The 13,397-nt window shown below is 40.3% G+C and carries 11 protein-coding genes; 6 read left to right on the top strand and 5 right to left on the bottom strand.

Annotated features, from left to right (window positions below; genetic code table 11):
• Positions 1-101: 101 nt before the first annotated feature.
• The 3 genes from udk to asmA are packed head-to-tail and all read left to right on the top strand — an operon-like array spanning position 102 to position 3,282.
• Positions 102-743: a uridine kinase gene (gene udk, locus C5470_RS02200; protein ID WP_166285584.1), complete on the top strand. Its 642-nt coding sequence runs from the start codon at positions 102-104 to the stop codon at positions 741-743.
• Positions 744-798: 55 nt separating this feature from the next.
• Positions 799-1,380 (top strand): dCTP deaminase, encoded by a 582-nt coding sequence (gene dcd, locus C5470_RS02195; RefSeq protein WP_166285582.1) that lies wholly within the window; start codon positions 799-801, stop codon positions 1,378-1,380.
• Between the two features lie 54 nt (positions 1,381-1,434).
• Entirely contained in the window at positions 1,435-3,282 is a 1,848-nt protein-coding gene (gene asmA, locus C5470_RS02190) for an outer membrane assembly protein AsmA (protein ID WP_166285580.1), read from the top strand.
• A 356-nt stretch (positions 3,283-3,638) separates the two neighbouring features.
• Here the strand turns inward: asmA and C5470_RS02185 are convergent, their stop codons facing one another.
• Positions 3,639-5,210 carry a TerC family protein gene (locus tag C5470_RS02185; protein WP_166285578.1) on the bottom strand — a complete coding sequence of 524 codons (1,572 nt, stop codon included), beginning with the start codon at positions 5,208-5,210 and terminating at the stop codon, positions 3,639-3,641.
• 246 nt (positions 5,211-5,456) lie between these two features.
• On the opposite strand from C5470_RS02185, the gene gndA reads away from it, so the two are divergent.
• Positions 5,457-6,863 (top strand): NADP-dependent phosphogluconate dehydrogenase, encoded by a 1,407-nt coding sequence (gene gndA / locus C5470_RS02180; protein ID WP_166285576.1) that lies wholly within the window; start codon positions 5,457-5,459, stop codon positions 6,861-6,863.
• 201 nt (positions 6,864-7,064) lie between these two features.
• Here gndA and C5470_RS02175 read toward each other — a convergent pair whose 3' ends face one another.
• The 3 genes from C5470_RS02175 to C5470_RS02165 form a co-directional block, all read right to left on the bottom strand.
• Complete coding sequence (locus tag C5470_RS02175; RefSeq protein WP_166285574.1) at positions 7,065-7,676, bottom strand: beta/gamma crystallin domain-containing protein; 612 nt, start codon at positions 7,674-7,676, stop codon at positions 7,065-7,067.
• A 796-nt stretch (positions 7,677-8,472) separates the two neighbouring features.
• On the bottom strand, positions 8,473-9,093 hold the full coding sequence (locus C5470_RS02170) for a beta/gamma crystallin domain-containing protein (RefSeq protein WP_166285572.1): 621 nt from the start codon (positions 9,091-9,093) through the stop codon (positions 8,473-8,475).
• 569 nt (positions 9,094-9,662) lie between these two features.
• Positions 9,663-10,154 carry a YbaK/EbsC family protein gene (locus C5470_RS02165; RefSeq protein WP_166285570.1) on the bottom strand — a complete coding sequence of 164 codons (492 nt, stop codon included), beginning with the start codon at positions 10,152-10,154 and terminating at the stop codon, positions 9,663-9,665.
• Between the two features lie 293 nt (positions 10,155-10,447).
• Here C5470_RS02165 and yiaY point away from each other — a divergent pair, with 293 nt between their 5' ends.
• Positions 10,448-11,599: an L-threonine dehydrogenase gene (gene yiaY, locus C5470_RS02160; RefSeq protein WP_166285568.1), complete on the top strand. Its 1,152-nt coding sequence runs from the start codon at positions 10,448-10,450 to the stop codon at positions 11,597-11,599.
• Positions 11,600-12,004: 405 nt separating this feature from the next.
• Here the strand turns inward: yiaY and C5470_RS02155 are convergent, their stop codons facing one another.
• A complete protein-coding gene (locus C5470_RS02155) occupies positions 12,005-12,478 on the bottom strand; it encodes an Lrp/AsnC family transcriptional regulator (protein WP_166285566.1) in 474 nt (157 codons plus the stop codon).
• Between the two features lie 248 nt (positions 12,479-12,726).
• Between C5470_RS02155 and C5470_RS02150 the strand changes: the two genes are divergently transcribed.
• On the top strand, positions 12,727-13,341 hold the full coding sequence (locus C5470_RS02150) for a LysE family translocator (RefSeq protein ID WP_166285564.1): 615 nt from the start codon (positions 12,727-12,729) through the stop codon (positions 13,339-13,341).
• Positions 13,342-13,397 lie beyond the last annotated feature (56 nt).

The following is a 13,397-nucleotide window of genomic DNA, read 5'->3' as shown; positions in this document are numbered from 1 at the left end:
TACACTGGAACAGATACCATTAACTCCCTATAATCTCGCCCGACTTAGCACTCTTAGGTGCTTTGTTCCCCATTTTTTCTAGAATCAGGTTAATCTCTATTATGGCTGACGAAGCACATCAGTGCACAATTGTAGGAATCTCCGGTGCATCTGCCTCAGGTAAAAGTCTCATTGCGAATACACTTTACCGTGAATTACGCGCTCAGGTTGGTGATCACAACATCGGTATTATTCCAGAAGATTGTTACTATAAAGACCAAAGCGATCTGTCAATGGAAGAGCGTTATAAGACCAATTATGACCACCCAAGTTCCATGGATCACAATCTGCTCTTTTCTCATCTGCAAGATCTGAAAGCCGGTAAATCGATTGAATTACCACAGTATGATTATGTCGCTCATACCCGCAAGTCAGAAGCGATTCATTTTGCGCCGAAAAGAGTTATTATTCTGGAAGGTATTCTGCTATTGACGGATAAGCGCTTGCGCCAGGAGATGGACTTCTCTATTTTCATTGATACACCGTTGGATATTTGTCTTATGCGTCGTATTAAACGGGATGTTAATGACCGAGGGCGTTCTCTGGATTCTGTTATTGAGCAATATCATAAAACTGTACGTCCAATGTTTCTGCAATTTATTGAGCCATCAAAACAATATGCAGATATTATTGTGCCTCGCGGAGGTAAAAACCGCGTAGCGATTGATGTGCTGAAAGCCAAAATTGGTCAGTTCTGCGAATAATAAAACTTTGCTTGTCAGGCATTGATAAGCATCATCGTATTTGAGAGGGAAAATAGTGCGACTCTGTGACCGTGACATTATTAAATGGCTTGATGAAGGTAAATTGGTCATTTCTCCACGTCCGCCGATTGAACGAATTAACGGGGCAACGGCTGATGTGCGCCTTGGAAATCAGTTTCGTGTTTTCCGTGGTCATACTGCTGCGTATATTGATTTGAGTGGCCCAAAAGACGAAGTGAGTGCTGCCCTTGATCGCGTGATGAGTGATGAAATTATCCTGCCTGACGATGAGGTTTTTTTCCTCCATCCCGGAGAGCTGGCGCTGGCTGTTACTCTGGAGTCCGTCACGTTGCCTGATGATTTGGTGGGCTGGCTTGATGGCCGTTCTTCTCTTGCCCGCCTTGGGCTAATGGTGCATGTGACGGCGCACCGTATCGATCCGGGCTGGCATGGTCAGATTGTTCTCGAATTCTATAATTCTGGTAAATTGCCTCTGGCGTTACGTCCGGGTATGGTGATCGGTGCTTTGAGTTTTGAACCATTATCTGGTTCGGCTGATCGTCCATATAATCGTCGTCAGGATGCAAAATATAAAAATCAGCAAGGTGCGGTGGGTAGCCGTATTGATGAAGATTAATGTTTTTATCGGCTACTGAGTCGCATTTACCGTTTTAATAAAGCTGAGGAAGTCATGAAAAGATTACTGACGACACTGGTTATTTTGCTGGTCGTGATTATTGCCGGTTTGGCGGCATTAGTCATGTTAGTGAACCCGAATGATTTTCGTGCTTATATGGTTAAGCAGGTGCAAAAGAAGAGTGGCTACCAACTCGTTCTGCAAGACGGTATGCGCTGGCATGTCTGGCCAAAGCTCAGCATTATTACCGGGCGCATGTCATTGACTGCACCGGGAGCGACGCAGCCGGCGGTTACAGCAGAAAATATGCGCCTTGATGTGGAGTTGTGGCCACTTCTTTCCCATCAGCTTGCAGTTAAGGAGGTGATGTTGAAAGGGGCGGTGTTGCGATTAACCCCGGAGAGCAAAGCTAAGGAAAAAGAGAATGTCCCTGTTGCACCGAAAGGGAATCCGGCAAACCCTATCGCTAGAGGGGAGCGCTGGAAACTTGATATTGCCAGAATTAAGGTCGCTGACAGTTTGCTTATCTGGCAAAGTGATGATCACGTTCAGTTGAATGTCCGCGATATTAATCTGCTAATGAAACGAGATGATCAAAACCATATCAGTGTAGAGTTGAGCAGTAAGGTCAGTAAGAATCAGCAAGAACTGGCTTTTAACCTTAATGCAGATGTAGACATTTCGGGTTATCCATATCATGTTGCCGGTAATATTGATTCTTTCGATTATCAGCTTCAGGGGGTTGGTATACCCACGGGGGGGATTAGTGGTTCGGGAAAAGTGAATGCTGTTTATCAGGAAAAAACGACAGATGAACCACAAACAATCTCTTTACAGATGCTGAATTTCACGGCTAATGAGAGTGAGCTGCATGGCAGTATAAAGGCAATGTTGGGTGTTCACCCTGATTATCAGATAAATTTATCTTCCCAAAAATTGAATTTGGATAATCTGGTGGGATGGGATTCTTTTCCTAAAGATAATTCAGAAGTTAAGCGCCATTACCGGATAGAGAATAGCTCAGCTAAACCGGTGATTGCGGTTTCGAGCCCAGTGCAGCCTGATTACAGCGCTGCATTTCTGAATGATTTTAATGCCGGTGTTACTGTTAATGCGAACAAATTTATTTATCGGGGAATGGAGATCGATGACCTGATATTCAAAGCAGCGAGTAATGATGGTATTGCCGAAATTTCTGTTCTGAGTGGGAAATTATTTGGCGGTCATTTCTCTATTCCAACCATTCTGGATGCAACAGGTAATCAACTTAAATTACATATCAAGCCCTTACTGCAAGATATAGAACTGGAACCAATACTCAAAGCATTTTCTTTACCACAGGCATTTAGTGGTAAATTTAATCTGAATGGAGATCTTTCGGGTAAAGGATATGATGGTTATGCTATTTCGCATATTTGGCATGGTGATCTTAATTTCAGTTTAGTTAATGCCAAAATGCATGGATTGAATATCTCCCAATTGATCCAGCAATCTGTTGCCCGTGCAACGAATAAAGTGAATATTCCTGATGATATGGATAACTTTACCCGTGCTGAATGGCTTGATATTAAAGCAGTGCTTAATCGGGGTGATGTAAAAATCAGTCAGCTTCATGCTGTATCCAAGCTGCTAAATATTGATGGTCAGGGTGAGGCCAACTTGTTTAAACAAGATGTTGATGTCGCTTTAAAAGTGCAGGTAACTCAAGGATGGGATGCAGATGATGAATGGGTGCGCCGTTTGAGCAAACTGAAAGTACCGCTGCGGGTTTATGGTAATTGGAGCAATCTGAAATACAACCTTGATATTGAGCAATTGCTGCGTAATGAGCTGGAGAATAAAGCAAAACAGATCATCAATGATTGGGGTATCCGTAATAGTAACAACAAAGAACATCAGTAGATTAGAAGATTACCTGATGTGCCGTAAGCTGGCATATATAAGCTTTGTAGGTTAAGCGGGTGATTTTCTGCTGAGTGTGCATTACTGACACCATAATGCCAGGGATTTCCGGCCTTATTAAGTGATTCAGGGAGAGAGAAATCTCAAATAATCTGCCGGCATATTCGTAACAATCTCATTTTTTTGTCTTTCAGAATGTCATCAGAAATTCTTATCGTTTGATTACTTACTCCCGAATTTTTAAGCTGCAAAAGCCCGGTACAGTTTAAATGAGCTGACCGGGTTTTTACCTTGTTCTTGGAGGAAAATAAGAACTTAGTGATGCAATATACTGTTAGTGACCAAACTGTACCGGGTTATTCTTTATTTTCTTCCTCTGTAACTAATGGCGTAATTTTTACCTTATTAATTCGGTGACTAGTGACTTCCAGTGGTTCAAATAGATAATTATCAATCTGCAATTGTTCACCTTGCTGTGGAATATGTTGTGAATGTTCCATCAATAAACCTGCTAAGGTTTGATATTCACGCTTCTCATCCAGTTGCAAAGGAACATAAAGGATCAAATCATCCAGCGGCATATAACCATTGGCAATCCAGTAGCCATTTTCAGTCGCTTGAATGTCATGACGGGCATCAGTTTCTTCGCCATCTACCGGCAGATTACCCGCGATAGTTTCCATGACATCGGTCAGAGTAACAACACCTTCCACAGAACCAAATTCATCGACGACAAACGCGAAGTGAGTCTGCGCCTGGCGGAACTGCTCCAATGCCTGAAGCAGTGAGAGCTGCTCAGGGAAAATCAACGGTTGTTTTATCAACGAATGCAAATCAAAAGGCTGTTGGTTGAGTTGTTGATTCAGTAAATCAATAACATGGACAACACCTAATGGTTCGTCACTGATATTTTCATCTGTCACGACAATACGTGTGTGAGGGCTTTTACTCAGTATTTGCGTCAGATTTTCTGCCGGTGCATTGATATCAAGGTATTCCACGTCGTGGCGTGAGGTCATGATACTGTTGACGTTACGCTGCGCCATGCCCAGAACTCTGGCAATCATTTGGCGTTCTTGTGGATCAAACACTTCCTGATTATCAGAAATCAGATTAGATGTATGGTTATCCAATTCTGCCTTTTCATGTTTGCCACTGAGGATACGCAAAACGGCCTCTGCTGTTCTTTCACGCAGTGATCGGGAAGCAGTAAGAAATCTGCGGCGGTTAAACTGAGCGAATTGATTCAGGGATTCAATCATAATTGAGAAGCCGATAGCGGCGTACAAGTAACCTTTTGGTATGTGATAACCAAAACCTTCGGCGACCAGACTGAAACCGATCATCAGCAAGAAGCTCAGACAGAGAATAACGATGGTTGGATGAGCATTGACGAAGGTTGTTAATGGCTTACTTGCCAGTATCATCAGGAACATCGCGATGGTTACTGCTGCGATCATGATACCGATGTTATCAACTATACCGACAGCAGTAATCACTGAGTCCAGAGAGAAGACGGCATCAAGGACAATTATCTGTGCGACAACTGTCCAAAATTTAGACGTTTTGCGTTGTTGCCCTGAGTGTGCATCCTTGCCTTCCAGTCGCTCGTTTAGCTCCATAGTCGCTTTGAATAATAAGAAAAGGCCACCTACCAACATAATCAAGTCACGGGCACTGAATGGATGTTCCCAGAGCGTAATTAATGGATTAGTTAACGTTATCAGCCAGGAGAGACTAAAAAGCAACACGACACGCATCAGTAGTGCACAAGTCAACCCTGTGATACGCGCTTTGTCTCTTAGTTTTTCAGGAAGTTTATCTGCCAGAATGGCAATAAAGACCAGATTGTCGATTCCGAGGACAATTTCTAGAACGATAAGAGTAACCAGTCCAGCCCATATCGTCGGATCTGCGATCCATTCCATACAGTTTGTTTTACCTTTTAATATGACGGCTCATGCCGAATAATGAATAATGGGCATTGACTCATCAAATTTCAATAGTTGATTTTTCATCTGAGGAAGTTTTTTTTAAAAAATAAGTTATGGCAGTATTGATAGCAGCAATAACTATCCACTGAGCCTAATCCTGAGTTAACATGTGATCACATTAACAAATTGCATACTAATGATAATTAATGTGCAAGTATTATCATCAGACAGGAGTTATTCATGTCCAAGCAGCAGATTGGTGTTGTCGGTATGGCGGTGATGGGGCGTAACCTGGCACTGAATATTGAAAGCCGTGGTTATTCCGTATCTATATTTAATCGTTCAAGTGATAAAACTGACGAAGTGATTGCCGAAAATCCAGGGAAAAAATTAGTCCCAAATTACACTATCGAAGAATTTGTCGATTCACTGGAAAAACCGCGCCGTATTCTGCTTATGGTTAAGGCTGGCGAAGCAACCGATAAAACTATCGCTTCACTGACTCCTCATCTGGATAAAGGTGACATTTTGATTGATGGTGGTAATACCTATTTTCAGGATACTATCCGCCGTAACCGGGAGCTTTCTGCTCAAGGCTTTAATTTTATCGGTACAGGCGTTTCCGGTGGTGAAGAGGGCGCATTGAAGGGGCCATCGATCATGCCGGGTGGTCAGAAAGAGGCGTATGAGTTGGTTGCACCAATTTTGCAAGAGATCGCGGCTAAAGCTGAAGATGAACCTTGTGTGGCATATATTGGCCCGGATGGTGCCGGTCATTATGTGAAAATGGTTCACAATGGGATTGAATACGGTGATATGCAGCTCATTGCTGAGGCTTATTCTTTACTGAAAAACGCCCTGAATTTGAGTAACGAAGAGTTATATGAGATTTTCACTGATTGGAATAATGGCGAGCTGAGCAGCTATTTAATTGAAATCACGGCTGATATTTTCCGTAAGAAAGATGAAGCAGGTCAATATCTGGTTGATGTGATTTTGGACGAAGCAGCAAATAAAGGGACCGGTAAGTGGACCAGTCAGAGCTCTTTGGACTTAGGTATTCCATTGACGCTAATCACTGAATCTGTATTTGCGCGTTATCTCTCTTCTCTGAAAGATCAGCGAGTTGCCGCTGCTAAAGTTTTGAGTGGGCCAGAAGCACAGCCATTTAAAGGTAATAAAGCTGAATTTATTGAGAAAGTACGCCGTGCACTCTATCTGGGGAAAATAGTTTCATATGCTCAGGGTTTTCAGCAATTGAAAGCGGCATCTGATGAATACCAATGGAACCTGAATTACGGTGAGATTGCTGGAATTTTCCGCGCCGGTTGCATCATTCGCGCTCAATTCCTGCAAAAAATTACTGATGCATATAACGAAAATACAGATATTGCTAACCTATTACTGGCACCTTACTTCAAGAAAATTGCTGATGAATATCAGCAAGCGTTGCGTGATGTCGTCTCTTATGGTGTGCAGAATGGTATCCCAACACCGACTTTTTCCGCTGCTATTTCTTATTACGACAGTTATCGTTCAGCCGTATCACCCGCTAACTTGATTCAGGCTCAGCGTGACTATTTCGGTGCTCATACTTATAAGCGTACTGATAAAGAGGGGGTTTTCCATACTGAGTGGATGGAGTAAATCCTGCTATCACCGATTGACCAGGAGAGTGAAGTATTTGTATCGGGTATGATGTAGTTAACTTTCGCGATAATCCTGGAATGCACCGTTGCGGTTTTTTCACTGATGTGCCGCAACGGCGCGGCTCTAAATTTTCAGAATATGATTTATTTGGGAGTGATGATTGTCACATTAATCCCGGATTAAGCAATAGGGTCAGTACTAATTAATGTGAAAATCAAAACGGTTACTTCCTGCATGAACCAATTTCAGATTCTCAGGGAAATTGAGGTCTTCATCAATGATTGCAACGCCATGTGCATCATAAGAAAAATAGAATGACCCGTTGCCAATATATTCTCCGGTGTTGGTGTTTCTTACGTATATTGAAGTGACTATCTCTTTTTGCATAAGTAGTTCATCAACTACAGCATAATTATCACCAGTTATCGTGTTAACCTCGATTTTTTCCTGCTTTTCTCCGTTAAATATCTTAACGGTCATAGAGAATTTTACATCTGAATGGGTATCATCAATGACTCTTAGTGCAACCAGTCTAGTCTCTTTCTGGACAATCCTGAATTTAGATAATCCTCTAATTTCTTTATCAATATCTGGGTTATCGACTACCCATTCATAATATTGACTCTCTGGATTATTATAATGACGCCATGCATGGACTTTTGATAATTTTCCAATTCTGACTGAACGAAATTTGTCGTTAAGATGGGAAGGGAGCGATATAATTTTATCAAGCTCTGGATATTCATGTGACTTACCTTGATAGTTTTTTTCTTCGAAAAACGTTACACCTGTGATTAATTCTTTTGTCATTTTTTATACTCCTCAAAGTTGATGTGAATAATATATAGATTATTAAAAATAAAATATTTCTGTTAATAAATTCCTATGTAATGCCTTCCTGAAGGCATACCTATAATATTAATGTTAAGTTTATAGTGTTTATCTGTTTCTACTTTTTACACAAGTTGATCTGTGTTTTTTATGTGACATTTGTCATTGGTAATTTATTTGTTTCTCATCTTTAGATGTGGTATGTCCGGTTAAAAAAGAATAATGTTTTTACCATGACTTTAGTACTCTAATTTAATATGAATATTTTTCATGGTTGGTGTTTTGAATAAATTTTGTCGGATTTTTTATATTAATAATATTACGAAAATACCTATAAATGGATTTATGGTAATGGAATGATTGGATTTATTGACAATTCATAAGAGAATCGTTAAGTAAATATTTATCTGAATTAAAATAGGAGATTTAATTATTGATCATATGGATTAATTTGATATTTGTTTAAAAAAATTAGGATTTTTATTCTGTTTTTATAAATTTTTATGAAAAGAGGAATATATGAAAGTGAATTATCGAATGTTAAAAATTTACTGTTTCTGCAGAAACTAAGACCTCTCTGTTTCATCGTTATTTACTATTGATGATTTATTAGATATTGATAAATAAGAAAAAAATAATTTACAGTATCAAGCCTTTGATAACCTTGGAATACACCGTTGCGGTTGTTGATGATAGGCCGCAACGGTGTTACTTAAATTTTCAGAACGTAGCCTGTCTGAAAACAATAGTTAATTATTATTACATCATACCCGGATTAGAACGAAAAGTCGGTACTGATGATATGAATATCAAAACGGTTATTACCTGCGTTAACTATTCTCAGATTTTTAGGGAAGTTAGCCTTCTCATCAATAGTAACAACACCATTTGAATCACGATGAAAATAGAATGATCCGTTATTAATGTATACTCCAGTGCTGGTATTCCTTATCGCAATAGCAGTGACTAACTCTTTATTATATGGGAGTATGCCAACGAGCGCATAATCATCATCAGTCGTCGTTTCAACTGGTCCTACACAGACTGTGTTTGTGAACATGGAGAATCTTATACCTGAATTGGTGTCATCAATGACTCTTAATGCAACCAGGCATGTATCTTTTGGTGCGACTTTAAATTTAGATAATCCTTTAATTTCTCTATCAATATCTGGATGATCAAAGTCCCATTCACGATAGCGTTGGCCTGGTTCCCAATTACTATAATGACGCCACGCATAGACTTTTGATAGCGTTCCAATTTTCACTGAACGAAATCTATCGTTGAGATCGTAAGGCAGTGGAATAATGCTATCGTTTTCTGGATAATGATGTCCTTCGCCTAGAAAGTATTTCCTATCGAAAAAAGTTGCACCTGTAACTAATTTATTAGTCATATTCTTTACTCCTTAAAAACTTATTTTGGAAAAATGTAATCTTTCTTTCTGAAAGCGGATTTAGAATACAATGAGTGTGGGTTTTTGTATTTAATAAAATATAATGAACAGATGTATTAAATTGTTGCCAATATAACGTTAATATAATTGACATGTCATTTTGTGGACGACGTTTGAAATAAAGATTCTGAAATTAAAATAATTGAAAATTCCTATCAAGAAACCCTCTTCATTTGGGTTTGGAATTATTCCCTAATGTAATTGATGACTTTTTGTATATGACTAAACAGTGAATAATTAGATATTCATGATATTTGATAATTATATCTTCTTGTTTAATGTTTATATAATGATGATCTTATCTAATGATATGAATTTGCTGATGGATAGTTACTGCTTTAAATGAAAAAGATTAAAGTATTATCTTAAATAGCCTATTCCTATAGACTATTTAATTAATTTTTCATCATTGAGTTGAGAGTTATTTGCTTACCTCAAGTTAGCAATGAAATTTATTCATGACATCTCTTCAATTGGCCTATTATCACTTTAATTTTTCGCCATTGTATTTATTCGGTCCGCCGAAAATTCACCAGTTCAGGTTGTGCAATCCGGTGATAATCTTTGGTATTGAGAATGACAGAGCATTCAAGACTGCCGGCATTAAAGGCCAGTTCATCAAAGCGCTCAAACAATAAAGGGTCTGCAACCAGTTTTAGATCTGGATGGAAACTGAAAGGTGGAATAGCACCGAACACACATTGAGTCAGTTCAGAAACTTCTTTAGGACTTGCCAAGGATGCACGAGTGCCACCGAGCTGTTTTGCTAGCACAGAGAGATCAGCTTGTTGATCCGCAGGGAGTACAGCAAGTACATATTGACGAAACCCTTCTCCTTTAACATGACAAACTAATCCCTTAGCACCTTGTCCAAGTTGTGTACCACGGATCTTTGCAACTTCTTCAGAACGCCCTGCGGTTGGATGTTTTATCACCCGATAACGGGCATGATTGTTATCCAGTAACACAGTCAGACGGTTAAATATTTCGTTAGAGGGCACAATAAACTCCTAAGCAGTAGTGTAATGAATTGATATATGATCTTTTTGAATTATTGAGTTTATTATATTTATATTAAGACATATTACCAACCAAAAACATTATAAAGTCGGTATTTGAATCGATATCATCTGATTATATCGAGGTATATATTTATATTTTTTAAGTTGCATGATTTAAATAGAGCTATTATTTATATTTGTTGCCAGAGGATTGTTTATTTTTCCATGAAGTTATTTTTTCAATTTATTATATATTTTTATGTTGAAACTATTTTAATATTAAGGACTTGCTAATGATGACTAAGACTTTTTTTATGCCATCGGTAAATATGATGGGAGTGGGCTGTCTGGTTGAAGCGATAGGTTCGATGAAAGATTATGGTTACAAGAAAGCTTTGATTGTGACTGACCGCATTTTAAATGAAATTGGAATAGTAGCAAAAGTTCAATCTTTGCTGGCTGATGTGGGTATTGAGAGTGCGATCTACGATGGTACCCATCCGAATCCGACGACGGTTAACGTTTCTGAAGGTCTGGATGTTTTGCGTCAGCATAATTGTGATTGCGTTATTTCTTTAGGTGGTGGTTCGCCACATGATTGTGCGAAAGCTATTACGCTGCTGGCAGCTAACGGCGGAGATATCCGGGATTACGTAGGAACTGATCGTTCATCTAAACCACATTTGCCATTGATTGCTATTAATACTACTGCGGGTACAGCATCAGAAATGACGCGTTTCTGTGTCATTACTGATGTGGATAACCATATTAAAATGGTTATTGCGGATAAAAAGATCACACCTATTATGTCCGTGAATGATCCGGAATTGATGGTAGGAATGCCGAAAAGTTTAACCGCAGCGACCGGAATGGATGCAATGGCTCATGCGGTTGAAGCCTATGTCTCTGTTGGGGCTAACCCAATAACGGATGCTTGTGCGTTGAAAGCGATCACTATGATTAGCCAATCTCTGCGTCATGCGGTAGAAGATGGGAGTAATATAGAAGCCCGTGAGAACATGGCTTATGCACAATTTTTGGCAGGTATGGCGTTTAATAGCGCATTACTCGGATATGTCCATGCAATGTCTCATCAGTTGGGGGGGGCCTATGATTTACCACATGGGGTATGTAATGCAGTTTTATTGCCGCACGTCCAAGAATTCAATGCCAAAGGGGCTGCTGATCGTTTGAAAGACATTGCGGCTGCGATGGGGGCAGATGTCAGAGCCATGAATGATCAGCAAGGGGCAGCAGCATGTATTGCTGAAATTCGTAATTTGTTAAAAGATATTGGTATTCCTGCGGGTTTGGCTGAACTGAATGTCAAACCAGAAGATTTGCCCATGATGGCAACGAATGCCCTGAAAGATATATGTTGTTTAACTAATCCAGTTCAGGCTACCCATGAAGAAATCGTTGCAATCTTCAAAGCAGCCATGTAATCCGGTTTATACATAGATAACAGGCTGGAATGTTCTGTTTTTTCTCCTGGGTATCTCAATGACTTTGTTTAGAAAACAGGGTAATCAAGATACCTGGGTGGGAAACGGTCAGCCCATCGCCATTAGTAAAGATAAAAGCAGTTAGTTGTGATCTCAACTGGGTAAAGTAATCTACAATTTCCATAACTTTCTCAGTGAATTATGAGGCAGTGGTGAATGTCACACTTGGCAATATTGCCAGGACAGCAGCTAACTTAACTTTCTTATTAACTAGAAAGCCAATTGACCTTCTCAATTAATGTGATATTACCTGACGCTGAATTTTTAAGCAGATACATAAGCGCAGGTCTGTATAGTATACCCAAGTGCCTTACTCATTAATCGTTAATACCGCTCACTTAATGTTCATCGCCCTTGCATGGCAGTTGCGAGTGGAAGTGGACGATCCTGAATAACCGTTTTCATAACCAGCGTTGACGTCAGGCGCTGAACGCCTGGCATACCAGATAACTGTTCGTCATAGAGCTTCTGAAAAGCTATCAGGTCACGCGTAATGACATGAAGAATATAGTCAGGATCGCCGAACAGTCTCTGAGCTTGGATAATTTGTGGGATGTCTGTGAGGGCTGTCTCAAACGACTCAATAGCTTTTCTGTCCCCTTCACGAAGAGTCACAAACACTATTGCGGAAAAATTAAACCCCAGACTGCATGGATCAAGATGAGCACGATATCCTTGGATAATCCCGGACTGTTCCAGAGTCCGAACTCGTCGGTGGCAGGGTGAAAGGCTGAGGCCGACTCGGTCGGCCAGATCGGTGACAGAAAGGCGACCATCCAACTGTAGTTCAGCAAGAATCTTTCGATTAATATTGTCCATTTGGAAAAATCTCTCTTATATGCAGTTTATAGCAGTAAAAGTAGAAAGCACATTTTAATGTTTTAAGGATATTCTTTCCACCGACTCTACAAGTAGGATGCATAAGCCACAGATACGGGCTAAAGCAAAGAACCAGTTGGAGTAATGTTGGGTGTTCTCTCATATGAGAAAATTCATTCATACCGAATGAATCCACAGTCAGAGAACGGAAATACCGGAACCTCACAGAATAATTTGGTGAAATTATTATGGTGTTAAGTTTATTTGCTGCATTCTGGGCAGTATCCGTTCTGTTTATTATCACACCGGGAGCAGACTGGGCTTACGCAATTTCTGCAGGTATGCGCGGAAGGGCTGTTATTCCGGCAGTGGCAGGATTATTGTGCGGTCACTTCATTGCTACAATCGTTGTAGCAACTGGCGTCGGTGCACTGGTTGCCGGTACACCTGCCGTCCTCACAATCTTAACTGTTGCCGGGGCTGTCTATCTGTTGTGGCTCGGTATCAATATGATTGCCCACCCTTCTACGCTAGAAGCAGGGAATACCAATGATGTTGGCTCATGGGTACAATGGGCAGTGAAAGGTATCTGCGTAAGTGGCTTGAATCCTAAAGTTTTTCTACTATTTCTGGCTCTGCTGCCCCAGTTTACCGATCCATCCGCTTCTTGGTCAATTCCGTTACAGATTGTCGTACTGGGACTTCTGCACATCACGAGCTGTGGTGTGGTTTATCTTATGGTTGGATTCGGTTCCCAGGCAGTCTTGCAGACTCGTCCCCGAGCTGCGCAAATCGTCAGCCGGGTTTCCGGTGCCGTGATGATTATCATCGCGGCGCTCTTGTTAACAGAGCAGTTCATCTGAGAAATAACAAAATGTCAGATATAACACTCACGCAATTGGGAAGCATGAAACAGTGT

Origin of the sequence: Photorhabdus stackebrandtii (genome assembly GCF_011189495.1) — a bacterium.
Taxonomy (GTDB): Bacteria; Pseudomonadota; Gammaproteobacteria; order Enterobacterales; family Enterobacteriaceae; genus Photorhabdus; species Photorhabdus khanii.
This window is presented reverse-complemented; position numbering and strand designations above follow the sequence as displayed.

What these genes read in the sequence shown, in the direction of transcription:
- udk (WP_166285584.1), top strand. Translation starts at nt 102, where the DNA reads ATGGCTGACGAAGCACATCAGTGCACAATTGTAGGAATCTCCGGTGCA.
- asmA (WP_166285580.1), top strand. Translation starts at nt 1,435, where the DNA reads ATGAAAAGATTACTGACGACACTGGTTATTTTGCTGGTCGTGATTATT.
- C5470_RS02185 (WP_166285578.1), bottom strand. Translation starts at nt 5,210, where the DNA reads ATGGAATGGATCGCAGATCCGACGATATGGGCTGGACTGGTTACTCTT.
- gndA (WP_166285576.1), top strand. Translation starts at nt 5,457, where the DNA reads ATGTCCAAGCAGCAGATTGGTGTTGTCGGTATGGCGGTGATGGGGCGT.
- C5470_RS02175 (WP_166285574.1), bottom strand. Translation starts at nt 7,676, where the DNA reads ATGACAAAAGAATTAATCACAGGTGTAACGTTTTTCGAAGAAAAAAAC.
- C5470_RS02170 (WP_166285572.1), bottom strand. Translation starts at nt 9,093, where the DNA reads ATGACTAATAAATTAGTTACAGGTGCAACTTTTTTCGATAGGAAATAC.
- yiaY (WP_166285568.1), top strand. Translation starts at nt 10,448, where the DNA reads ATGATGACTAAGACTTTTTTTATGCCATCGGTAAATATGATGGGAGTG.
- C5470_RS02155 (WP_166285566.1), bottom strand. Translation starts at nt 12,478, where the DNA reads ATGGACAATATTAATCGAAAGATTCTTGCTGAACTACAGTTGGATGGT.
- C5470_RS02150 (WP_166285564.1), top strand. Translation starts at nt 12,727, where the DNA reads ATGGTGTTAAGTTTATTTGCTGCATTCTGGGCAGTATCCGTTCTGTTT.